Here is a 21,863-nt window from a genome sequence, read left to right as displayed (position 1 = left end):
ATGAATTGACGCTGGTCGGAGGGCTCGACGATACTGTCATGGTGGCGGGTTCGGGCAGTCGCGCGAATCTCAGCGAGAAGGATCTCGTCGAATCGGTTCTTCAGGAACTGAGCGAGGCGGCCGACAAGTGGGAAGCCCTTGTGGCGCAGGCCGAAGCCGTCACCTACAGCGTCGATCTGGGTGACATCCGCGCGGTGGCGAATTCCGACGGCCGACTACTCAAACTGACTTTGCATCCCGGGGTGATGACCGGGTACGGCCACGGAGAGCTGGCCGAAAGACTGAACCTCGCGATTACCGCGCTGCGCGAGGAGGCCGAAGCCGAGAACCGGGCGAGTTACGGCGGGCCGCTGCACTGATGCGTCTCACGCACTCATCGACCGGTGCGTGATCGGATGGGCGCCCGGCTCTGTTCGCGCGTTTGGCGCGCTCATCGACCGGCGCGTGATCGGGTGGGCCCCGGCTCTGTTCGCGCGTTTCGCGCGCTCATCGACCGGCGCCGGGAGGCCCCGCGAAAGCCTGCGCGATCTGCAACCAGCGCTGTGCGTCATCGCCCTGGGCGGTGATGTCCAGGGCGCTCAATGGGCGTCGCTGAGTGACCAGGAAGCAGAAATCCTCCGCGGACCCACTGACCCGCTGCCCGGCGTCGGGTGGCCCCCACGACCAGGTATCACCGGCTGGCCCGCGCAGCTCGACCAGGAACGGCTCGGCCGGTGGCGCCAGATTGTTGACGGCGAAGGCGAAGTCGCGAGTCCGCACCCCGAGGTGAGCGATCGACCGCAGGCGCTCGGTCGCGGGCCGCGTCACGCCCAGGGCGTCGGCGACATCGAGACCGTGCGCCCACGTCTCCATCAGGCGCGCGGTGGCCATCGAAGCCGCACTCATCGGCGGCCCGAACCACGGGAGTTTGCGACCGGACGGCACCGTGAGCAGCGCGCCGTGCAGCCGTCCCCGGGTGACCCGCCAGTCCGCGAGCAACTCGGGCGGCGCCAGCGCCGCGAGTTCTTCGGCGCCTTTGTCGACGAAGCCCGCCGGGTCGGCAGCCGCGCCCGCCAACACCTCGGCGAACGCAGCCTCGTCGGTGACCGCGATCAGAGCCACTCGATCCGTCCACAGAAGATGGCCGATCTGGTGTGCGATGGACCAGCCGGGCGCCGGTGTGGGGTCGTCCCAGCGGTCGGGCGACAACGGCGCGACCAGCGCGTCGAGCGCGTCGCTTTCGGCGCGCAGGTCGTCGACCATGGGCGCGGGACCGGTCATCGCAGCGCTCGACTGTGGGCCGCGGCCGTCCGACATGTCACGTCTGTACCTTAACGATCGTTCGGTTGCTCGCCGCGGCGCCCGATGATGCCGTGCACGGCCAGGCCGATCAGGTAGAGCACCGATCCGAACAGCGCGAAGGTGGGTGCGTGCCCGTCGTCGGGAATCAAGATGCCGGCCACCGTGATTGACACGATGAACGCGACCCAGAACAGCGCGTCCTGCACGGCGAAGACATGCCCGCGAAGAGCGTCGTCGACGTCCATCTGGATCGCGGTGTCGGCGCACAGCTTGACCATCTGCCCGGTGATGCCGAGCAAGAAGCCGCACGTGACCATGACCGGGACGAGCAGCTCGGCGCCGGCGACCTCGATGATCGCCGACGCGGCCAACGCGCCGTTTGCCGTCGCGTAGCGCCCCCAGCGGCGGATAGCGGGTGGTGTCAGGACGTTGGCCAAGAAGGCGCCCAGGCCCGCGGCGCCGAAGAACAGCAAGGCGGTGCCGAATCCCCCACCCTCGAGGTTGGGCATGTGGTGGACCAGCAACAAGACCAGCAGCGAGTTGATGCCGACGACCATCCGGTGGGCGGCCAGGGCGGAGAGGGTGGCGGCGACCGTGGGGCGCTGCGCCACCGTCCGTGCGCCGTGCAGCCAGCCGGTGATCACCGCGTAGGTGACCGGCCCGTGGATCGTTCGCCGGGTGTCGTCAGGCCCCAGCGCCCGCGCGCCGAACCGCCAGGACAACAGCAACGCGATCGACACGGGAACGGCCGTGAGGAACACGATCGCCGAGGCGCCCTTGTCGCTGGACCCTAAGATGAATCGAGGAACCAACATGAAATTTGCGCCGAAGAACGCCGCGATGGCGCCGGATGCGGTGGCAACCGAGTTCATCGTCACCACCTGCTCGCGCGGCACCACATGCGGCAGCGACGCCGACAGCCCGGACCCGACGAAGCGGGCCAAACCGTTGGCGAGCAGGGCGCCCAGCAACAGCGGCAGATCGCCGGCCCGCACCGCCAGAATGGTGCCGATCGCGACGAAGAGGATCAACCGGCCCACGTTGGCGCCGACGAGCACCAGCCGCCGATCCCAACGGTCCATCAACGCACCAGCGAACGGGCCGAGGAGCGAGTACGGCAAGAACAGAACCGTGAAGGCGCGCGCTATAGAAAGAGGATCGGCGGCCCGATCGGGGTTGAACAGCAGGGCCCCGGCCAGCGCCGCCTGGAACAGACCGTCACCGAATTGGCTCGCAACGCGCACCTGCAGCAGCCGCCAAAAATCTGGCAAACCGCGTACGGACCGCCAGATTTCGACGGGTGCGCTGGACTGCATCCGGGTTGGGATCAACGAAACCGACTTCCACGATTGGGGCTGGCAAGCTCGCACGATCAGAGCTGTCCCAGTAACAGTACAAATCTCCGTCGCCCACGCTCTCGATTGGCCTAAGCCACGATCCGCCGGATGCGATGATGGTGGGGTGCCGCCGCCGGAGGATCCCGAGGACTACGTCGCCCCTGCCGCGCAACGGGTGCGGGCGGGCACTTTGCTGCTCGCCAACACCGATCTTCTCGAACCGACGTTTCGGCGCAGCGTGATCTACATCGTCGAGCACAACGACGGAGGCACGCTGGGCGTGGTCCTGAACCGCGCCAGCGAAACCGCGGTGTACAACGTGTTGCCTCAATGGACCAAACTGTCGGCCAAGCCGAAGACGATGTTCATCGGCGGGCCGGTGAAGCGCGACGCGGCGTTGTGTCTGGCGACGCTGCGCGTCGGCGCGGATCCCCAGGGCGTGCCGGGCTTGCGACACGTGGACGGTCGGGTGGTCATGGTCGACCTGGACGCCGATCCCGACGTGATCGCGCCGCTGGTCGAAGGGGTGCGAATCTTCGCGGGGTACTCGGGTTGGACCATCGGCCAGCTGGAAGGCGAGATCGAGCGCGACGACTGGATTGTGTTGTCCGCCTTGCCGTCCGACGTGCTCGTCGGACCGAGGTCCGACCTGTGGGGCCAGGTTCTGCGTCGCCAGCCGCTGCCGCTCTCGCTGCTGGCCACCCACCCCATCGACATCAGCCGGAACTAGGGCTGCTGACGTCGGGCCCACCGGCCCTCTAGTTCACTGGCACGACTGCGTGCAGCCGACGCAGCTGCCGGCGCAGGCGGGCGCCGCCGCTTCCTGGCGCAGCGCGAAGCGCGCACTCTGCCACGAGCCCGCGGCCAACGTTCCCAGCGCGCCCACCACACAGACGATGAGCACGACCAACGCCGTGTCCGGGACTGCGGCCATGGCCACCGCGCCCCCGGCCGCCAACATCACCGCAGCCGCCAACTGGGTCGGCGCCATCGCGCGCAGCGCCAACGCGGTGGCGCCGAAATTCCGGTTGTGGGCAAGCGACCAGGTGCCGAACCCCGCCGAGGCCACCGCCGCACACATGCACAGCACGCCCGCAATCAGCATGGGCTCACAATACGAGCCGGGCCACCGGCCTGCGCATCCGGCTCCGTGCCGCGCTGCCGTCCTTTAGTGCTGCAGGAACGAGAAGTTCGGCAGCGGGGGCAGGCCCGGCACCATGGCCAACAGGCTGGGGGTGCGCTGCGGGTTCGTCACGGGCGCCTGCGCGGGGAGCCCGACCGGGGCCGCGGGCGCCGTCTGGGCGAGCGGTACCAGCGGTGCCATGCCAGGTGCCGGCGCGACGGGGGCGACCGGAGCAGCAACGGGTGCCGGGGCGGCGGGCGCGACGGGAGCGGCAGCTGGTGCCGGGGCGACGGGAGCGGCGACGGGAGCCTGGGCGGGCAGTCCAACGGGGGAGGCGGCGGGAGCCTGGGCCGGCGTCGGGGCGGCCGCGCCAGGAGCGCTCACGCGGAATCCGTTGACGATCGCGTCGGTGGCCGGTGCGTCGGCGACGCTCACCGCGCGATCGGTGGTCACCGACAGCGACACGAGGTATTTGTCGTGTCCCGATGTGGCGATGACGTGGCGCCGCGACGTGTTGAGCGTCAAATCACCGTCGCGGTAGGTGCCTTCGACGATCGACGACGGGAAGCCGCCGAAATCGGTCATCGCGGCGTTGGTGGGCTGCCACGCCAGAAGCTTCTGGCTGTCGACATACCCGTGGCTGATGGCCTCTTTCGGGTCGAAGGTGCCGACCAGTTTGTAGACCACGACCTGCGCATTCGACGAATAAATGCTGCTGCCGTGCCGATCGGCGATCACCGCGAACGCATCGGGCACGTTTGGATCAGGCACCTGAGTCCAGCGTGCGGGCACCGGCAAGGTGATGTCGAGCGCGTTGAAGCCCTGAGGCTTTTGCGCCTCGAGCTTCACACCCTTCGACTGCAGGAATTCGTGGATCGTTCCGGACGTCGCGGGAGCGGGAGCCGGAGCCGGCGGCGTGACCGCGGCCGGCGCCGCGGTTCCCGGGGCGGTGGCGGTTGCCGGTGGGGCGATCTGGTTGCCGGCTGGCGGGGCTGCGAGGTACCTGCTCGGCGGCACCAGCTCGGGCCCGAGGTTCTGCGGTGCCGGCGCGGGCACCGCGGGGACGGGTGCCGGCGCCGGGGGCACCGGGTCTGCCGATGCCGTGCCGCCCGCAACAATTGCCAAGCCCATCAGCCCAGCGACCATACCGCCGAGGAGTGCCCGGGGGACGGGGACGATCTCAATCATCTGCGTCGGTCCTTCCAAAGGCGTCAGTACCAGAAGCCGTCGATAGTGGCTGACTGTAACTAGAGGTCAAAGGTGGTGAATAGGCTCGAAACACACCTGGGATGAACCTCTGATCGGCGCGCAACGGAACCGAGACCAACCTGTAGCCCGGCGGGGCCGTTGGGGTTCCCTTATACCCTGTTCAGGTGACCGACTCCCAGACCGCTTCGCCGGCAAGCAGCTCTGGCGCCGCCGCGCCCGACTCTGATGCGCCGCCGCATCGCTACACCGCGGCGCTGGCGGGCCGTATCGAGGGCGCGTGGCAGGAGACCTGGGCGAAGCTCGGAACGTTCAACGTGCCCAACCCGGTCGGTTCGCTGGCTCCGGCAGACGGAGCTCCGGTCCCCGACGACAAGTTGTTCGTGCAGGACATGTTTCCCTACCCGTCGGGGGAAGGGTTACATGTCGGCCACCCGCTGGGCTACATCGCGACAGACGTTTACGCTCGCTATTTCCGGATGACCGGCCGTAACGTGTTGCACGCGTTGGGGTTCGACGCCTTCGGCCTGCCCGCCGAGCAATACGCGGTGCAGACCGGCACCCACCCGCGCACCAGGACCGAGGCCAACGTCGTCAATTTCAAGCGCCAGCTGGGACGGCTGGGCCTCGGCCATGACAGCCGGCGCAGCTTCTCCACCACCGACGCCGAGTTCTACAAGTGGACCCAGTGGATCTTCCTGCAGATCTACAACGCCTGGTTCGACACCGCTGCCAACAAGGCCCGTCCCATCGCCGAGTTGGTCGCCGAATTCGAGTCCGGCGCGCGCGGCCTCGAGGATGGGCGGGACTGGGCCGGGCTGTCGGCGGGGGAGCGGGCCGATGTGGTCGACGGCCACCGGCTGGTCTACCGGGCCGACTCGATGGTGAATTGGTGTCCCGGTCTGGGCACCGTGTTGGCCAACGAAGAGGTGACCGCCGACGGCCGCAGCGACCGCGGCAACTTCCCGGTTTTCCGGAAACGGTTGCGGCAGTGGATGATGCGGATCACCGCCTATTCCGATCGGTTGCTCGACGACCTCGACGTGCTGGACTGGCCCGAACCGGTCAAGACCATGCAGCGCAACTGGATCGGCCGGTCCACCGGCGCCATAGCGCTTTTCGCGGCGAGCGGGGGCGATGGCGAGACGGTCGACATCGAGGTGTTCACCACCCGGCCCGACACGCTCTTCGGTGCCACCTACCTGGTGCTGGCGCCCGAGCACGACCTGGTCGACGAGTTGGTGGCGGCCGCCTGGCCGGAAGGCACCGACCCGCGCTGGACATACGGCGCCGCGACCCCGGGTGAGGCCGTCGCCGCCTACCGGCTGGCGATCGGGTCGAAGTCGGACCTCGAGCGCCAGGAGAGTAAGGCGAAGACCGGCGTCTTCTTGGGCAGTTACGCGACCAATCCCACCAACGGAAAACCGGTGCCGATCTTCATCGCCGACTACGTGTTGGCCGGGTACGGCACCGGCGCGATCATGGCGGTTCCCGGTCACGACCAGCGCGACTGGGACTTCGCCCACGAGTTCGGCCTGCCGATCGTGGAAGTCATTGCCGGCGGCGATATTTCGGAGTCCGCGTACGCCGGCGACGGGGTGCTGGTCAACTCCGGCTACCTCGACGGGTTGGACGTGGCCGCGGCCAAGGAAAAGATCACCGCGCGCCTGGAGGCCGAGGGCCGCGGCTGGGCGCGCATCGAATTCAAGTTGCGCGACTGGCTTTTCGCCCGACAGCGGTACTGGGGCGAGCCGTTCCCCATCGTCTATGACGCCGACGGGCGCGCGCATGCGCTCGACGAAGCCGCACTGCCGGTCGAGCTGCCCGACGTCGCGGATTACTCGCCGGTGCTGTTCGACCCCGACGACGCCGACAGCGAGCCGTCGCCGCCGCTGGCCAAGGCGACGGAGTGGGTGCACGTCGAGCTTGACCTCGGCGACGGCCTCAAGCCCTACAGCCGGGACACCAACGTGATGCCCCAGTGGGCCGGCAGCTCCTGGTATGAACTGCGCTACACCGATCCGCATAACTCGGAGCGGTTCGCCGCGTTGGAGAATGAGGCCTACTGGATGGGTCCGCGGCCGGCCGAGCACGGGCCGCAGGATCCCGGTGGCGTCGACTTGTACGTCGGCGGCGCCGAACACGCCGTCCTGCATCTGCTGTATGCGCGGTTCTGGCACAAGGTCCTCTACGACCTGGGCCACGTGAGCTCGCGGGAGCCCTATCGCCGGCTGGTCAACCAGGGCTACATCCAGGCCTTCGCCTACACCGACGCGCGCGGCTCGTACGTGCCGGCCGAGGAAGTGGTCGAACGGGACGGTGGCTTCGTCTACCCCGGACCCGGGGGAGAGGTGGAAGTCTTCCAAGAGTTCGGGAAAATCGGTAAGAGCCTGAAGAATTCGATCTCGCCCGACGAGATCTGCGACGACTATGGCGCCGACACGCTGCGGGTCTACGAGATGTCGATGGGCCCGCTGGAGGCCTCCCGGCCCTGGGCGACCAAGGACGTCGTGGGAGCCCACCGCTTTCTGCAGCGCGTATGGCGTCTGGTGGTCGACGAGCAGAGCGGTGACACCCGCGTGGTCGACGGACCCGCACAGGAGTTGGCAACCGAGACGCTGCGAGCGCTGCATCGCACCATCGTCGGAGTCGCGGAAGACTATGCCGCACTGCGCAATAACACCGCCGCGGCCAAGCTGATCGAATATACCAACCATCTCACCAAGGAGCACCGCGACGCGGTTCCCCGCGCGGCGGTCGAGCCGCTGGTGCTGATGCTGGCCCCCCTGGCCCCGCATATGGCCGAGGAGTTGTGGCTGCGCCTGGGCCACCAGACGACGCTGGCGCACGGCCCGTTCCCGGTCGCCGACCCCGCCTATCTGGTCGACGACACGGTGGAGTACCCGGTGCAGGTGAACGGCAAGGTGCGCGGCCGGGTGTCGGTGGCCGCCGACGCCGATCAGGACACCCTGAAGGCGGCGGCGCTCGCCGACGAAAAAGTCCAGGCGTTTTTGGCGGGTGCCAACCCGCGCAAGGTGATCGTGGTCCCCGGCCGGCTGGTCAACCTCGTCGTGTAGCGCCGCCTAGTGCCCGGCCGGCCGCAGCACCACCTCGTGCAGGTGACCGTCGCGTGGGGTGGCCACCGCATGTGCGACCGCAGCCGCGACCGTTTCGGGCTTCAAGAAGTTGGCGGGCTCATACGTGCCGCCCTCGAACTCGACGAGCTCACGCTGCATGTCGCTGTCGGTCCGGCCCGGATAGACCGTCGTCACCCGCAGCTCCGGTTCGTCACTGCGCAGCGAGTCCGCAAAGGCGCGCAGCGCGAACTTGCTGGACGAATACGAGGCCATACCCCGCGAAGCGGTACGCCCCGCACCGGAGTTGATGAACACCACCTGGCCGCGCGCCCGCCGCAGCGCCGGCAACAGCGCCAGCGTAAGTTCCACCGGTCCAAAGACGTTCACGGCGAAGGTGGCGCGCCACTCGTCGACGTTCGAGTCGGCGACACTGCCGGGGATGGCCAACCCCGCGTTGTGCACGAGCACGTCGAGTTCGTCCACGATTTCGCAGGCGGCTTCGATATCGCCGGAGTCGGTGACGTCCAGTGGAAAGGTGGTGGCGCCGAGCCGCTCCGCGACTGCGTCGAGCCGATCGGATGGCCGGCCCGCCAGCAGCAGGGTGTGCGTGGGGGCCAGCGCTGTGGCGATGGCCGATCCGATACCGCCGCCGGCGCCGGTGATGAGTGCATTGGGCATGCCCTGCAGTTTACCGATACCGCGAACGCGAGCGAAAAGCGTTGACGGCTAGTTCTTTTCAGGCTTCCTTGCGTGCGGGCGGCACGCCGGCGGGTCCGGACGTCGGGTCACCGGAGGCCAGTCGCTCCAGCGGGGCCAGTGCCTGCGTCAGGGTGTTGAGGTCGGACGTCGGGAGCTGGCTGAGCATCGCGGCCAGCGAGGCGCGCCGATTGGCCAGCGATTCACCATGCACGGCCCGCCCCCGCGGGGTGATGTCCACTAGCACCGCACGCAGGTCGGACGGATCGCGGGAACGCTTGACCAGCCCCACTTTCTCCAGCCGTCGGATCGCCACGGTCGTGGTGGGAGTCCGCACCCGTTCGTGTGCGGCGAGATCGGTCATCCGGATCGGGCCCTGGTCGAGCAGCGTGACCAGGATCGACAATTGCGCCAGGGTCAGCTCCCCGGCCGCCGCGCCGCTGGGGTCCCCACGGCGGAGAATCGCAAACAATTTGGACAGCGCTCGGTGCAAACCCTCGGCGAGCTCGGCTACCTCGGCCGGGTTCGATTCGCTGTCTGCCATAAATCGGGAGTCTATCCCGATATGAGGTGCTTACAAGGGAGCTATTGCCCACCAGTTAGTGGAAATCAAAGCACCTGGGACAAAAACCGCTGCAGCCGTTCGGTCTGTGCGGCGTCGAATATCTGCTCAGGAGGGCCTGATTCCACGACCTTGCCGTGATCCATAAACACCACGGCGTCGGATGCCGACCGAGCGAAACCCATTTCGTGGGTTACCACAACCATTGTCATGCCATCGGCGCCAAGGTCGGCAATGAGTTGCAGTATTCCTTTGACCATTTCGGGATCCAACGCCGAGGTCGCCTCGTCGAAGAACATCACCTGTGGCCCCATGGCCAGCGCTCGGGCGATCGCCACCCGCTGCTGCTGCCCGCCGGACAGCATGCTGGGTCGGGCACCGGCCTTGTGCTTCAGGCCAACTCGCTCCAGCTGTGTCATTGCCAGGTCGCGGGCCTCGTCGGCCGGCAGGCGTCGCAACTTTCGTGGTGCCATCGCGACGTTGGCGACGACGCTGAGGTGCGGGAAGAGATTGAAATGCTGGAACACCATGCCGATGCGCTGGCGCAGCTCGTCGGGATCGTCGCGCAGCACCGAGCGGCCATCCAGCAGAATGTCGCCGCTGTCAGGCTCGTACAGGCGGTTCAGCGTGCGCAGCAGTGTCGACTTGCCCGAACCGGACGGCCCGATGATCGCCACGGTGCTACCCGCGGGTGCCTCGATATCGACACCGCGCAGCACCTTGCTTCCGCCCAGGGTTTGGTGAACGTCTTTGGCCGCCAGCGAAACTGACGCAGGCCCGTGGATCCCGCAGGTCACATGATCTCCTGGCCGAATGTCGTCGTTAGCAGGTCGGCATCGTCTTCTGGTGCGGCGGCGCGGCGGCCGCGGCGAAGCCGGGTGTCGATGTAGTTCACCAAATGCGTTAGCGGGATGGTCAATAGCAGGTAGAAGAGACCCGCGGCTACCAACGGCGACAGGCTCCCGGTCTGCGCGTTGAGGTCTCGTCCCACCTGGAACAGCTCTCGCTGATCGGCGATCAGGCCGAGGAAGTACACCAGCGCGGACGCCTTCAACAGCCCGATGGCCTGATTGACCAGGGCGGGGAGCACCCGGCGGATGCCCTGCGGCACCACCACCAGCCGCATCGCGGTGACATAGCTGAAGCCCAGCGCCCGGGACGCTTCCAGTTGTCCGGGATCGACGCTTTGAATTCCGGAGCGCAGGATCTCGCCGATGTAGGCGGCGGCCATCAATCCCAGCCCGGCGATGCCGAGCGGGTATGGGTTCTTGTTGGTCAGCCCACTGACCAACGGGCCGATGCCCATCCCGATGAGCAAGATGATCACCACTTCGGGCAGGCCCCGGAAGATGTCGGTGTACACCCGGGCCGGCCAGCGCAGCCAGCGCCGGTGCGAGATCCCCGCCATCGCCAACACCATGCCGAACGCCAGGCCGACGACCAGGGCGCTGTTGGTCAGGATCAACGTATTCGGCAGACCGGTGGTGAACAGGATTGGAATGGCCTGTCGGTACATATCCCAGTCGAAGAACGAGTCACCCAACTGGGCCAGTGGCGATTTCGGGGCGGGTGGGCCCGCGGATGAGCGGTGTTGTTTCGCGATCGCCGCGAAGTCCGGCAGCCTGGGCATGGGCGCGGCTTTGGAGCCGGGTTTCCAGCCGGGCGGCACTGTCCGCGGCACCCACTGGGTGTACAGGTGTGCCCAGGTGCCGTCGGCGATGACGGCGTCCAGCCCGGAATTGAGCGCGTCGATCAACGGCTTGTTGCCTTTGGCGACCGCATAAGCCACGAAATTGCCTGGGCTGTAAGTATTCGCGGCGACCACCGCCGGATCGCCGGGGCGAATGACGGTCGCGGCAAGGGTCCCCGGCGCCACCCACGCATCGATCTGGCGGGACTTCAGGCTGGCGTACAAGGTGGCGAAGCCCGGATACTTCACGGGTTGCAGATGCAACACGTCGACGACGTACGATTCCTCGACGGTGCCTTGCACGACGCCGATCCGCTGGCCGGCGGCGAGGTCGCTGAATTTGTGGATGGCCGAACCGGGCGGGACCACCAGCGAATAGAACCCGAAGTCATAGCCGTTGGTGAATGAGACGGTGTGCCGACGCGCGTCGGTCGCTTTCACCGCTGCCGAGCCGACGTCGAAGCGCCGGGAAGCCACCTGGGCGAGCAGCGCGGAAAAGTCCGTGCTGACGAAGCGGACCTGCAGACCCAGCCTGTCGGCGATGGCGCGCAGCAGTTGGTTGTCGAAGCCGCTGAATTCGCCGGTGGGATTGATGCAGATGTTGGGCGGGGCGTCCGACAGCGTGCCGATGGTCAGCACCCCCGGCACGCCGAGGCCCAGGGCGCTGACGTCGACCGCGCCGAGCGGCTCGACCGATGCCGTGGTGTCGCGGTCGTCCTCGCCGGTGGTCGGGCTTTCGGTCAGGTCTTTGGGCAGGGTCCGCGCGCTGTCCACTCCGGCCGGCGCGCATTGGTTCCAGTCGGCGGCCGCCGGCGCGACGGGTCCACCCAGCGCCAGGCCGCACACCATCAGGACTGTCGCGGCCAGGCCGAATGCCCTTCCGCGGCGCTCGGTGCGCCGGCTCACGCGCGAATTCATCAGTGTCACCGTAACGACTGAACGGCGACGGGGCCCGGTCAGCGTCGGTTCACAGCACCAGCGATGCTTCGTCGCAGATGGTGTCCGCGCCGGCGATCACCCGCAGCGGGCCGGGAACGACACGACTGACGTCGTCGGGCGGGGTGAAGACCCGTCGCCGGAACAGTTCCGCCAGCATGGTCTGGGCCATCAGATAGGAGCGGTCGACGCACGCGGCCCGCGCGGCTTCGGGGTCGCGCCGCTGTATCGCCGCGGTCTCGTCTTCGTAGAGCGGCAACATCTCGTCGCTCCCGCTCTGATAGGTCGTCCAGAACAGGCGGGGGATCAGGTTCTGCGAGGCGCGGATCGCGGCATGCAGCCGCGGACCGGCGTACTCCTCGTTGACGGTGCGCCGGTATTCAGCGGCGATGTCGGTGAAGGCGCGCGAGTCCTTGGCGGCGCGCAGCGAGCGCATCAGCGTGTCGAGCTGTCCCAGGATCCGCGGTGTGGGACTGGTCGCCGCGCGGGCGGACGCAATCCCATTGAGCATTCCGTCGAGCTCGTGGTGTTCGACCACGGTGGCTTCGTCGAACCGCTCGACGAACGCGCCACGGTGATAACGCGTGGACACAATGCCGTCATGTTCGAGTTGGACCAGTGCCTCTTGAATGGGGACCCGACTCACTCCCAGGCCCAGCGCAATTTCATTGCGGTCGACGCGGTCCCCGCTGCGCAGCTTCCCGGTCAACAACAGGTGGAGAATGTGCGAAACAACCAGGTCCTTTTCTTTGACCCCGTATTTCTTCGGCATCTTTTTGTTTCAGTCTCTTTCACACCCGGTTCGGCCATCTAGCGGTGAGAGTTTCTCACGAATTGATGCGCGCGTTTAGGTGTTTGGCCGAGGAATCTGAATACGGCGCGGCCGGTTTACCGGCTGTCGCGCCACTTGCATAGCGCTTCGGCGGCGGTCAGGTCGTAGTCGGGACCATTCACGCCGACGGTCAGCAGCGTCACACCCAGGGCGGTGAGGCCTTCGGCGTTGGCGATCAGCCCGTCGAGGCCCTCGCCGCGGCGCACGCCGCTGTTGTTCTCGACGCCGGCCGACCTCTCGATCGTGGACGGGTCGCGCTCGACGGCGTCGCAATGTTCTTCCAGCACGGCAGCCGCGGCCGGATAGGTATCGACGGTGGTGAAGCCGTGCCAGATGTCGCCGTATTCGGCGACCATGCGCAATGTCTTTCGCGGGCCCTTGCCGCCGATGAGGATCGGGATATCGCGGGTGGGAGCCGGATTCAGTTTGGCCAGCCGCGCGTTGATCCGGGGCAGTGCGGTCGCGAGGTCGTCCAGGCGGCTGCCTGCGGTGCCGAATTCGTAGCCGTACTCGTCGTAGTCCTTTTGTTTCCAGCCCGAACCGATGCCGAGGATGAGCCGGCCGTCCGAAATGTGGTCGACGGTGCGGGCCATGTCGGCCAGCAGCTCCGGATTGCGGTAGGAGTTGCACGTCACCAGCGCGCCGATCTGGATGCGCGACGTCTGTTCGGCCCAGGCCCCGAGCATCGTCCAGCATTCGAAATGCGCGCCGTCGGGATCGCCGTAGAGCGGGAAGAAATGATCCCAGTTGAAGGCGATGTCGACGCCGACGTCCTCGCAGCGGCGCACGGCGTCGCGCATTTGGCCGTACTGCGGAGCGTGCTGCGGCTGCAGCTGGACACCGATACGGACGGGGAATTCGGAAGTCATGGGCGCCGCTCCTCCTCATCGCTTCGCTGCGCATCGTCGCCGACGCGAGCCATTACCCCACCGTAGGCTCAGCGTGCGTCGAGCACTCCACGCAGAATGTCGATCAGCGCACGAGGCTGGTCGCTTTGCACGGAATGGCCCGAATTCTCCACGATGTGCGCGGACCGGAAATGCTTTGCGCGACGGGCAAGCTCGGCCGCATCGTCGTCGCTGACGAAGCCCGACGTGCCACCACGCACCAGGGTCACGGGTGCGGATAAAGCGTCGACGTCGTCCCACAGGCCGGCGAAGTCGGGGAAGGTGCGGATGGCGTCGTAGCGCCACGTCCACTGGCCGTTCTCCAGCTTGCGCGAGTTGTGGAAGACCCCGCGCCGCAGAGCCTTCACCTCGCGGTGCGGCGCCGCTGCGACCGTCAAGTCGAGCATGGCCTGGAAGCTGGGAAACTCGCGTTCCCCGTGCATCAGAGCCACCGTGCCCTGCTGCTCCTTGGTCATCTCGGAATGCCGTTGCAGCGCCGACGGGGTGACGTCGATCAACACCAGCTCCTTGACCAGTTCGGGTGCCACCGCGCCCAGCCGGATCGCCGTCAGTCCGCCCAGCGACATGCCGACGACGAGGTCGGCCGACGCGGCGTGCTCGCGCAGGATCGGCAGCAAGGTGTCGGCGTTGTGCTGCGGCGAGTAGTCGCAGTCCTCGCGCCAGGCGGAGTGGCCGTGACCGGGCAGGTCCACCGCCAGCGCGGGTTCACCGATGCCGACGATGATGGTGTCCCAGGTGTGCGCGTTCTGCCCGCCGCCGTGCACGAACACGATCCGTGGGGGAGCACTGCCCCAGCGCAGGGCGCTGATTTTGCGTTCGCCCGTGCCGGACTCGACGCGTTCGGCGTCGGGCAGCGGACCGGAGACCCCGGCCTGCTCGGCGTTTTCGGACAGCAGCGAGAATTCGGACAGCCCGGCCAGTTCGTCTTCGGAGATCTCGGTCACGATCTTTGACACTAGCTATAGGACGTAGCGCCGGCGAACACCATGGAAGCGTTGCCACATCGCGGCGGTGCGCTCAGGTGGGCTCACTATGGCGGTTTCGTCGGGCAGGGCGCCGAGGATCGCGTCGTGCTTGACCAGCCGGGTGTCCAGCACCGCGGGGTCGCCCTCGAGCATGTGGCGGTAAGTCAGGTTGCCGCGCTCGAAGCCCTGGGTGTCCAGCCAGTTGTGCACGCCCGGATCACGGTGAGCCATGACCAGACGGATGCGGCCGTCGTGGTCGACCTTGGTGCGGCTCGGCGTATAACTCACCGGGCGGTACAGGTAATCCATGCTGTTGAAGAAGACACCCATGTTGGTGAACATCCACAGCCCGTCGTGGGCGTCGAATTCGACGATCAGCGCCTCGTCGGTCCCCAGCTCCCAGTACATGTTGGCGGCGGCCCGGCCACGTTTGTTGTCGGCGTCGGTGGCGCCGACGCGCGGGAAGGTATTGGGGTGCTCGGCGTCGACGCCGCCGTAGTTGAAGGGGAACTCGGGCCAATCCGACATCAGGCCGGTGACGAAATCTCCGGCCCAGCGCATCGCGTCGACCATGTCGATGGGGGTGGGCAACGGCTTGGGGGAGGCCATGTCGATGCGTTCGATGCGCAGCTGCGCCGGTGATTCATCCCAGCGATCAAACCCCTGGCGGATGAACAGTTTTCGGGATTCCGGTGTGGTGGGCAGCCAGTTCGGGCCGCGTTCGGGGCCTCCGATGTAAAGCTCGAATCGCCCGTCTTCGCCGATATCGAGTTGGTGGCCGAGCAGGTTGGCCTCCGGGGTGTCGCCGAATGGCTCGTGCAGGACGCCCGGGCCGGGCGTGCGTCGACCCTGCACAGTGACATTGAAAAAGCGTGAGGTGCCGCGGTTGCCGGTGAGCCGGTAGGTTGAGTGCCCGTCGATCCATGCCTGTTGATAAGTGAAGTCGGCGCAGTCTCCGCCGAGTTTGCGGGTGGGTCCACAGAAGGTGTGCAGCACCGGGTAGCCGGTGTCGCGGGTCTCGAGCGCCAGGTCGAAGGCCTGGCCGAGGTTTTGGGTGAGAAATCGGTACGCGTCGACGCGCTGCGATGCGGTGGCGGGGTTGGCCTCTTTGAACACCTGCTGGCCCGCTCGCTCCAGCTGGGCACAGAATTCGCTCCACGCCGAACGCAGTGCCGCGTCGTCGGGGCCATCGCCGAAACCCATTGTCATGCACCCAATCTGTTCAGCATCGCGCCGACCACGTCGCAGGCGCGCCGCGCGGATTGCAGGCGGCCCTCGGCGTCGATGCGGGGCCCGATCAGTTCCAGGTCGAATCCGTGCGCATAGCCGCCGGCCAGGGCGTGGGCGACGAACGCTTCGAGCGGGATCGCGCCGTCGCCGGGCACCGCCCGACCGGGCAGCGCCCGGTCACCTAGCACGTAATCGCTGAGCTGGATCAGTTCGGTTCGTGGCAGTGCCCGCTGCACCATCGCGTCGAAATCGCCTTCCGCCCAGCAGTGGAACAGCTCGATGCAGATTCCGAGTCCGCTCATCTCGGCCAGCTCGACGGTATCTCGCAGGGTGTGTGCGAGGTGAATGTCGGCGTAGAGGCTCGACGCGTTCTCGATTGCCAGCGCCACCCCCGCCTGCCTCGCGTGCTCGACGCAGGGAGCGATCATGGTGCAGAAGCGATCGGCGGCCTGCGGCCAGGTCAGCGCGCCCCGGCCGCCGGTGAGCATGTACACTACCCGCGCGCCGACTGCGGCCGCGGCATCGATCACCGCCAGCAGCGCATCCCGCGCCGCGGTCCCGGGTGTGTCCAGCCGGCCACCGCCGAAGATGTGGCACACCGCCTCCACGGTGTAGGTGTTGCGGCGCAATAGCTTTGGAAATTGGGGGTCGAGTAGCTCGCTGTCCAAGACGCTGAGCCGCCCCACACCGAGGGCCGCCCAATACTGTGCCACCTCGGCCAGCGGAGCGCCGAAGAAGGTGACGTCGTGGACCGACAGGCGTTGGTGCGGCGCCGTCACGTCAGCCCCGGGTTTCGATCTCGACACCGAATCGCTCACGAAATGGCCGGAATTCGGCGTGCAGTGCATCGAGGTCTTCGCCGATGTCGATCAGCAACTGGGTGGAGTAGCGGAACTTGCCGTAGCGGTCGCCGCGGTTGTTGGCCAGGTAGTCGCGCATCGCCGCTTCGGCTTCGGGCGCGAGTCTGCGTCCGGCGAACTCGTAATAGCGCCGGACCGTGGCGATTTGATCGGTGACGAAGTCGGTGTAGCGGACGTGCAGGATGCGCGGATCGTCCACCATTGGGTTGCTCATGGTGTTGGCGACGCCCTCGCGCGTCAGCTCCAGATGCATCTTCGCCAGGGCGTGCAGGTCGACGGGACCGACCATGCCTTCGGCGATGTCGGCCATCATCATGGTGCGTGAGGCCGCGACCTGCACCGGGTCGCGGTGCAGCCAGACCAGGGTGGCGTCGGGGTAGGCGTCGAACATCTCCTTGAGCCGGAATCCGTGAAAGCCCTTCAGCACCCAATACTTTCGCGGACGGCGGTATTGAAACTGCTGCAACATTGCCTTGTGCAGCCGGTACTGCGCGGCCGGGTCGGTGGCCAGACCGCCGACCAGCGACTGCATGGGTACCCGCCACCACGCGGTGGGCGTCATCACCCGGAAGTCGAACGCCCAGGTGCGCTCGTCTTCGGGTAGGCCATCGCCCAGCATGTCGTTGTAGGGGTGGCTGTGTAGCCACTTCGGCATCTTGGCGTTGATCTCGCGCCAGTCCGCGTGGGCGCGCGCCCGGCGGTCGTCATCGGGTGCGGCCAGCCCCGGCGGCGGCGACGGATACATCACCTCCCAGAACCGCAGCGCGCGGGCGTGCGGGTCGACGGACATCAGGGCATGCATCAGCGTTGTCCCCGAACGGGGTTCGCCGGTGACGAACATCGGCGACTCGATCACCTCAGCGCCGATCGGGTAGCGGTTGCGGTCTTCGATGAGCTCAAGGCGCGAGGTCAGCAGCCAGCGGCACACCTGCGCCGCTTCGAAGCGGCCATCGGCATCCATGCCCAGACCGTTGAGGTGGTCGACGGCGACGGCGAAGCGTTCGGGCAGAGTGGGATCGCCGTAGTCGCGCAGCCCGGTCTCCGACTCTGCGGCGGCGAGCATCTCGGTGGCATCCAAACGTGTTATCACGACGGGTCTCCGCAGAGCCGCACCAGTTCGTCCTCGGCCGCGCGGACATTGGCCGCCGAAGCCTGCGCGTATTTCAGACCGGCCATGGCGCCGTAGTCGAGGATCTTGGGCACGCGCAGGCCCGCGTCGACGTATGTCTTGACGATCTTGGCGACCTCTTTCGGTGTGCCATGGGGTACGACGGCCAGGACCATCTCGGGGCGGACGTTGTCCAGAAACTCCACGATCCGGTCCCGGGTGAGCACGGCCGGGTCGATGTCCTGGAATCCGCGCCAGTCCGGGCCCATGGGGTGCTCGAACCCGAAGTCGTGCAACGTCTTTGCGGAGACCTGCAGCAGAAACGCCTTGACCAGGGGAGCCTGCAGGATCTCGGCGAGAGCGGCGTGGTCCGCACCGATCAGGCAGACCTGGATGAAGCAGGGGGTGATCGCCATCGGGTCGCGGCCGGCACGGTCTGCGGATGCCCGCACCGCGGCGAGCATCTGGGCGTAGTGCTCGGGAGTCCAGGCGCCCGCCGGCCACCACCCGTCGGCGTACCGGCCGGCGATGTCGAGCATCCGTGGGCCGCTGGCGCCGATCCAGATCGGGGGAGTCCGGCCCCCGTAGGGTTCGGTGTCCAGGCGGGCATGGTGCAGCGAATAGAACTGGCCGTCGAAGTCGACCGGGCCGTCGCTGCGCCACAGCAACTGGATCACCGCAAGCGCTTCCTCGAAACGGCTGACCGAACGCGAGAAGTCGAAGCCGTAGGGCAGCGTGTTTTCGCTCTCGCCGCTGCCCAGCCCCAAAATGAAGCGGCCCTTGGCGAGGTGATCGATGGTCAACGCCGTCTGCGCGAGCATGGCGGGATGGCGGCGCACGGTGTCGACCACGGCGCTGACCAGGGGAACACGCTCGGTCAGCACGGCCGCCGCGGCCGCGACCGCGAGCCCGTCCAGGTGGCGGTGCGGCGACGGGGAAGCGGTGGCCAGGTCGGTGAACTCGGGAGTCCAGATCGAGTCCGGCCAGAAGCTGACCATGTGATCGGGCAGCCAGATGGAGTGGTACCGCCCGCCGTCGAGTCCCGCGAGCACGGACAGGTCAAGGGGGAGAGTGGTGCGCAGGAACGCTGCGGGTTGAACGATCATCGAGACATGATGCTAAGCACCTGCACAGCATTCTGTCGATGAAAGACGCGCCCGCAACCGAACTGGCCCGCCACCTTCGAGGTGACGGGCCAGTTCGGTCGAGCAGACGATGACTAGTCTGCGCCGATGATGAACTCTTCGAGCTGGGTGCGCGCGATGTCGTCGGGCAGCTGCTGCGGCGGGCTCTTCATCAGGTACGCCGACGCCGGGATCACCGGGCCGCCGATGCCGCGGTCCTTCGCGATCTTGGCGGCGCGGACCGCATCGATGATGACGCCCGCGGAGTTCGGTGAGTCCCACACCTCGAGCTTGTACTCCAGGTTCAGCGGCACGTCACCGAAGGCGCGACCTTCCAGCCGCACGTAGGCCCACTTGCGGTCGTCGAGCCAACCGACGTGGTCGGACGGGCCGATGTGGACGTCCTTCGTCTTGAACTCACGCTGCAGGTTGGAGGTCACGGCCTGCGTCTTGGAGATCTTTTTGGACTCCAGCCGCTCGCGCTCGAGCATGTTGAGGAAGTCCATGTTGCCGCCGACGTTGAGCTGCATGGTGCGGTCCAGCTGCACGCCGCGGTCCTCGAACAGCTTGGCCATCACGCGGTGGGTGATGGTCGCGCCGACCTGGCTCTTGATGTCGTCGCCCACGATCGGCACACCGGCGTCGGCGAACTTCTTGGCCCACACCGGGTCCGAGGCGATGAACACCGGCAGTGCGTTGACGAAAGCCACGCCCGCGTCGATGGCGCACTGGGCGTAGAACTTGTCGGCCTCTTCGGAGCCGACGGGCAGGTAGGAGACCAGGACGTCGACGTTGGCCTCGCGCAGCGCCCGGACCACATCGACGGCCTCGACGTCGGACACCTCGATGGTGTCCGCGTAGTACTTGCCGATGCCGTCCAGCGTCGGGCCGCGCTGCACCGTCACGTTGAGGGGCGGCACGTCGGCGATCTTGATGGTGTTGTTCTCCGACGCGAAGATCGCCTCGGACAGGTCGAAGCCGACCTTCTTGGCATCCACGTCGAACGCCGCGACGAACTTCACGTCGCGGACGTGGTACTGACCGAACTTCACGTGCATCAATCCGGGCACGGTGCTGTTCGCGTCGGCGTCGTAGTAGTACTGCACGCCCTGAACCAGCGAAGACGCGCAGTTACCGACGCCGACAATGGCGACTCGTACCTCCGTCGACGCCTGCGGCGCGTTCTGCTCACTCATATGGGCGTTCTCCTAACCTCTAACCACTGACTGGGATGCTGGGTTCGTGCAGGGATTTACGTTTGCTCGGAGAGGCCGGGCATAGCCCGCTCCGCGGCAATGAGCTCATTGAGCCACTTGACTTCGCGCTCACTGGACTCGAGCCCCAATTGATGAAGCTGACGGGTGTAGCGGTCGAACGAGCTACTGGCCCGCGCAACTGCTTCGCGCAGACCTTCCCGTCGTTCCTCGACCTGACGGCGGCGACCCTCCAGAATGCGCATCCGCGCCTCTGCCGGAGTCCGGTTGAAGAAGGCCAGGTGTACCCCGAAGCCGTCGTCGGTGTAGTTGTGCGGTCCGGTGTCGGCCACCAACTCACCGAAGCGCCGGCGGCCCTCGTCGGTCAGCTGGTAGACGCGCCGAGCCCGCCGGACCGGCGTCCCGGCCGGGGCGGCATCTTCGGCAATCAACCCTTCGGCCTGCATACGCCGCAGGGCGGGGTAGAGCGATCCGTACGAAAACGCCCGGAACGCGCCGAGGAGACCGGTCAGCCGCTTGCGCAACTCATAGCCGTGCATGGGCGATTCGATGAGGAGACCCAAGATGGCAAGCTCCAGCAAACGAATCACCTCCCTGAAAAGATTTGCGTGGCTGGTTACGACGGTTCGACGCCTCGCGCAATCGTATCGCCTCGATATATTAGCCACAACACCACTGACTGTTGGTTTGCCGTTCGTCACAGTGCGGGGGTGTGAAATACGCCGTTGGACCGGCCTTACGTGGGCAGGCTCATCTGCTTGACGGTGCCGTCACCGGTGAAGGTGATATGCCCACCTCCGTAGTCGCTGGAGACATACAGCGACAGCGAGAGCGCACCCGGCCCGGTGTGGTCGCATCGCCCCAGCCGCCGCGGCAGGGATAGGCCAGCATCCGGTGGTCGTCGCAGGGTCCGGGCGGTCCAACACCGCGTAGGTCGGGTAGATCACCAACCGATAGCCGATGGCGTCCCCAGATGCTTGAGCATCTCCCAGCGGCGCCCCGAGCCATTTCGCCACGGGGATGGTCGTAGAAGTCCGAGTCCGGCTTGGCGCAGAAACGACCCCCGACTGCCCGGCACGGACCGCCACGGTTCGGTTGCGTATCACTGGTCGGGATGGCGACGTACTCTGGTGGGCGTGCGACTGCAGCGACAAGTGGTGGACTACGCGCTCCGGCGGCGCTCACTGCTGTCCGAGGTGTACTCGGGCCGCACCGGTGTGTCCGAGGTTTGTGACGCGAACCCGTATCTGCTGCGCGCCGCCAAGTTTCACGGAAAACCCAGCCAGGTCATGTGCCCGATCTGTCGCAAGGAGCAGCTGACGCTGGTGTCGTGGGTGTTCGGGGAGCACCTCGGTGCGGTGTCGGGCTCGGCGCGCACAGCCGAAGAATTGGTGATGCTGGCAACCCGCTTCGAGGAGTTCGCCGTCCACGTGGTTGAGGTGTGCCGGACCTGCAGCTGGAACCATCTCGTCAAGTCATACGTGCTCGGCGCGGCGCGCACGGCACCCCCTCCCAGGGGCACCGGACGCACGCGGACGGCGCGCAACAACGCCCGTACGGCCATTGAATAACGAAGGACGCCACAGCCAGTCGTCCGGTGACCAACGTGGGCCAGCGACTGAGCATGTAGGCAATCAGAGTTCTGACAAGCGCCCGGAGCCCGACCGTCCGGACGCCGATCGTCGGGATCCCGCACGCCGGGAGGCGCCGCCGA

General features: G+C 67.0%; 20 protein-coding genes and 2 pseudogenes. 4 read left to right on the top strand and 18 right to left on the bottom strand.

Annotated features, from left to right (window positions below):
- Positions 1-38 precede the first annotated feature (38 nt).
- Complete coding sequence (locus ACZYVJ_RS14760; protein WP_463831694.1) at positions 39-359, top strand: DUF2710 family protein; 321 nt, start codon at positions 39-41, stop codon at positions 357-359.
- Positions 360-486: 127 nt separating this feature from the next.
- On the opposite strand, the gene ACZYVJ_RS14755 is transcribed toward ACZYVJ_RS14760, so the two are convergent.
- Entirely contained in the window at positions 487-1,260 is a 774-nt protein-coding gene (locus tag ACZYVJ_RS14755; RefSeq protein WP_463831693.1) for a TIGR03084 family metal-binding protein, read from the bottom strand.
- Positions 1,261-1,310: 50 nt separating this feature from the next.
- Positions 1,311-2,643: pseudogene (locus ACZYVJ_RS14750) on the bottom strand (MFS transporter).
- A 99-nt stretch (positions 2,644-2,742) separates the two neighbouring features.
- On the opposite strand from ACZYVJ_RS14750, the gene ACZYVJ_RS14745 reads away from it, so the two are divergent.
- The gene (locus tag ACZYVJ_RS14745) at positions 2,743-3,348 is read left to right on the top strand and encodes a YqgE/AlgH family protein (protein WP_065029486.1); all 606 of its coding nucleotides are present in this window, start codon (positions 2,743-2,745) and stop codon (positions 3,346-3,348) included.
- Positions 3,349-3,381: 33 nt separating this feature from the next.
- Here the strand turns inward: ACZYVJ_RS14745 and ACZYVJ_RS14740 are convergent, their stop codons facing one another.
- Together ACZYVJ_RS14740 and ACZYVJ_RS14735 are read right to left on the bottom strand one after the other, a co-directional pair.
- On the bottom strand, positions 3,382-3,723 hold the full coding sequence (locus tag ACZYVJ_RS14740; RefSeq protein WP_463831692.1) for a hypothetical protein: 342 nt from the start codon (positions 3,721-3,723) through the stop codon (positions 3,382-3,384).
- Between the two features lie 63 nt (positions 3,724-3,786).
- Entirely contained in the window at positions 3,787-4,929 is a 1,143-nt protein-coding gene (locus ACZYVJ_RS14735; RefSeq protein ID WP_463831691.1) for an LpqN/LpqT family lipoprotein, read from the bottom strand.
- 185 nt (positions 4,930-5,114) lie between these two features.
- On the opposite strand from ACZYVJ_RS14735, the gene leuS reads away from it, so the two are divergent.
- The gene (gene leuS / locus ACZYVJ_RS14730; RefSeq protein WP_463831689.1) at positions 5,115-8,024 is read left to right on the top strand and encodes a leucine--tRNA ligase; all 2,910 of its coding nucleotides are present in this window, start codon (positions 5,115-5,117) and stop codon (positions 8,022-8,024) included.
- A 6-nt stretch (positions 8,025-8,030) separates the two neighbouring features.
- Here leuS and ACZYVJ_RS14725 read toward each other — a convergent pair whose 3' ends face one another.
- The 14 genes and pseudogenes from ACZYVJ_RS14725 to ACZYVJ_RS14660 all read right to left on the bottom strand — a co-directional run.
- Complete coding sequence (locus tag ACZYVJ_RS14725) at positions 8,031-8,702, bottom strand: SDR family oxidoreductase (RefSeq protein ID WP_463831688.1); 672 nt, start codon at positions 8,700-8,702, stop codon at positions 8,031-8,033.
- A gap of 58 nt (positions 8,703-8,760) precedes the next feature.
- Positions 8,761-9,264, bottom strand: coding sequence for a MarR family winged helix-turn-helix transcriptional regulator (locus ACZYVJ_RS14720; RefSeq protein ID WP_463831687.1), 504 nt, complete (start codon positions 9,262-9,264; stop codon positions 8,761-8,763).
- A gap of 65 nt (positions 9,265-9,329) precedes the next feature.
- The gene (locus ACZYVJ_RS14715; protein WP_463831686.1) at positions 9,330-10,079 is read right to left on the bottom strand and encodes an amino acid ABC transporter ATP-binding protein; all 750 of its coding nucleotides are present in this window, start codon (positions 10,077-10,079) and stop codon (positions 9,330-9,332) included.
- A complete protein-coding gene (locus tag ACZYVJ_RS14710) occupies positions 10,076-11,890 on the bottom strand; it encodes an ABC transporter substrate-binding protein/permease (RefSeq protein WP_463831685.1) in 1,815 nt (604 codons plus the stop codon). The genes ACZYVJ_RS14715 and ACZYVJ_RS14710 overlap by 4 nt, the downstream gene beginning before the upstream one ends.
- Before the next feature lie 49 nt (positions 11,891-11,939).
- Entirely contained in the window at positions 11,940-12,680 is a 741-nt protein-coding gene (locus ACZYVJ_RS14705; protein WP_463831683.1) for a GntR family transcriptional regulator, read from the bottom strand.
- Between the two features lie 116 nt (positions 12,681-12,796).
- Positions 12,797-13,609, bottom strand: a complete 813-nt coding sequence (locus tag ACZYVJ_RS14700) for an LLM class F420-dependent oxidoreductase (protein ID WP_463831682.1) — start codon at positions 13,607-13,609, stop codon at positions 12,797-12,799.
- A 68-nt stretch (positions 13,610-13,677) separates the two neighbouring features.
- Complete coding sequence (locus tag ACZYVJ_RS14695; RefSeq protein WP_463831681.1) at positions 13,678-14,592, bottom strand: alpha/beta fold hydrolase; 915 nt, start codon at positions 14,590-14,592, stop codon at positions 13,678-13,680.
- 15 nt (positions 14,593-14,607) lie between these two features.
- Positions 14,608-15,822: a DUF1214 domain-containing protein gene (locus ACZYVJ_RS14690; RefSeq protein ID WP_463831680.1), complete on the bottom strand. Its 1,215-nt coding sequence runs from the start codon at positions 15,820-15,822 to the stop codon at positions 14,608-14,610.
- A complete protein-coding gene (locus ACZYVJ_RS14685; RefSeq protein WP_463831679.1) occupies positions 15,819-16,622 on the bottom strand; it encodes a sugar phosphate isomerase/epimerase family protein in 804 nt (267 codons plus the stop codon). The genes ACZYVJ_RS14690 and ACZYVJ_RS14685 overlap by 4 nt, the downstream gene beginning before the upstream one ends.
- 1 nt (position 16,623) lies before the next feature.
- Positions 16,624-17,793 (bottom strand): sulfotransferase family protein, encoded by a 1,170-nt coding sequence (locus ACZYVJ_RS14680; RefSeq protein WP_463831677.1) that lies wholly within the window; start codon positions 17,791-17,793, stop codon positions 16,624-16,626.
- On the bottom strand, positions 17,790-18,917 hold the full coding sequence (locus tag ACZYVJ_RS14675) for an LLM class flavin-dependent oxidoreductase (protein WP_463831676.1): 1,128 nt from the start codon (positions 18,915-18,917) through the stop codon (positions 17,790-17,792). The genes ACZYVJ_RS14680 and ACZYVJ_RS14675 overlap by 4 nt, the downstream gene beginning before the upstream one ends.
- Before the next feature lie 113 nt (positions 18,918-19,030).
- A complete protein-coding gene (locus ACZYVJ_RS14670; protein ID WP_463831675.1) occupies positions 19,031-20,131 on the bottom strand; it encodes an inositol-3-phosphate synthase in 1,101 nt (366 codons plus the stop codon).
- A gap of 56 nt (positions 20,132-20,187) precedes the next feature.
- Positions 20,188-20,730 carry a PadR family transcriptional regulator gene (locus ACZYVJ_RS14665; protein WP_003874738.1) on the bottom strand — a complete coding sequence of 181 codons (543 nt, stop codon included), beginning with the start codon at positions 20,728-20,730 and terminating at the stop codon, positions 20,188-20,190.
- A 155-nt stretch (positions 20,731-20,885) separates the two neighbouring features.
- Positions 20,886-21,120, bottom strand: a pseudogene (locus ACZYVJ_RS14660) (hypothetical protein); the annotation flags it as partial.
- 165 nt (positions 21,121-21,285) lie between these two features.
- Here ACZYVJ_RS14660 and ACZYVJ_RS14655 point away from each other — a divergent pair.
- Entirely contained in the window at positions 21,286-21,720 is a 435-nt protein-coding gene (locus ACZYVJ_RS14655; protein WP_064953617.1) for a DUF5318 family protein, read from the top strand.
- Positions 21,721-21,863: the final 143 nt, after the last annotated feature.

This window comes from Mycobacterium sp. IDUB_3, assembly GCF_055419585.1.
This window is presented reverse-complemented; position numbering and strand designations above follow the sequence as displayed.

Coding starts and splice junctions, on each gene's coding strand:
- ACZYVJ_RS14755 (WP_463831693.1), bottom strand. CDS start 1,260: ATGACCGGTCCCGCGCCCATGGTCGACGACCTGCGCGCCGAAAGCGAC.
- ACZYVJ_RS14720 (WP_463831687.1), bottom strand. CDS start 9,264: ATGGCAGACAGCGAATCGAACCCGGCCGAGGTAGCCGAGCTCGCCGAG.
- ACZYVJ_RS14670 (WP_463831675.1), bottom strand. CDS start 20,131: ATGAGTGAGCAGAACGCGCCGCAGGCGTCGACGGAGGTACGAGTCGCC.
- ACZYVJ_RS14760 (WP_463831694.1), top strand. CDS start 39: ATGGTGGCGGGTTCGGGCAGTCGCGCGAATCTCAGCGAGAAGGATCTC.
- ACZYVJ_RS14725 (WP_463831688.1), bottom strand. CDS start 8,702: ATGCCCAATGCACTCATCACCGGCGCCGGCGGCGGTATCGGATCGGCC.
- ACZYVJ_RS14740 (WP_463831692.1), bottom strand. CDS start 3,723: ATGCTGATTGCGGGCGTGCTGTGCATGTGTGCGGCGGTGGCCTCGGCG.
- ACZYVJ_RS14700 (WP_463831682.1), bottom strand. CDS start 13,609: ATGACTTCCGAATTCCCCGTCCGTATCGGTGTCCAGCTGCAGCCGCAG.
- ACZYVJ_RS14710 (WP_463831685.1), bottom strand. CDS start 11,890: ATGAATTCGCGCGTGAGCCGGCGCACCGAGCGCCGCGGAAGGGCATTC.
- ACZYVJ_RS14675 (WP_463831676.1), bottom strand. CDS start 18,917: ATGATCGTTCAACCCGCAGCGTTCCTGCGCACCACTCTCCCCCTTGAC.
- ACZYVJ_RS14735 (WP_463831691.1), bottom strand. CDS start 4,929: ATGATTGAGATCGTCCCCGTCCCCCGGGCACTCCTCGGCGGTATGGTC.
- ACZYVJ_RS14690 (WP_463831680.1), bottom strand. CDS start 15,822: ATGACAATGGGTTTCGGCGATGGCCCCGACGACGCGGCACTGCGTTCG.
- ACZYVJ_RS14705 (WP_463831683.1), bottom strand. CDS start 12,680: ATGCCGAAGAAATACGGGGTCAAAGAAAAGGACCTGGTTGTTTCGCAC.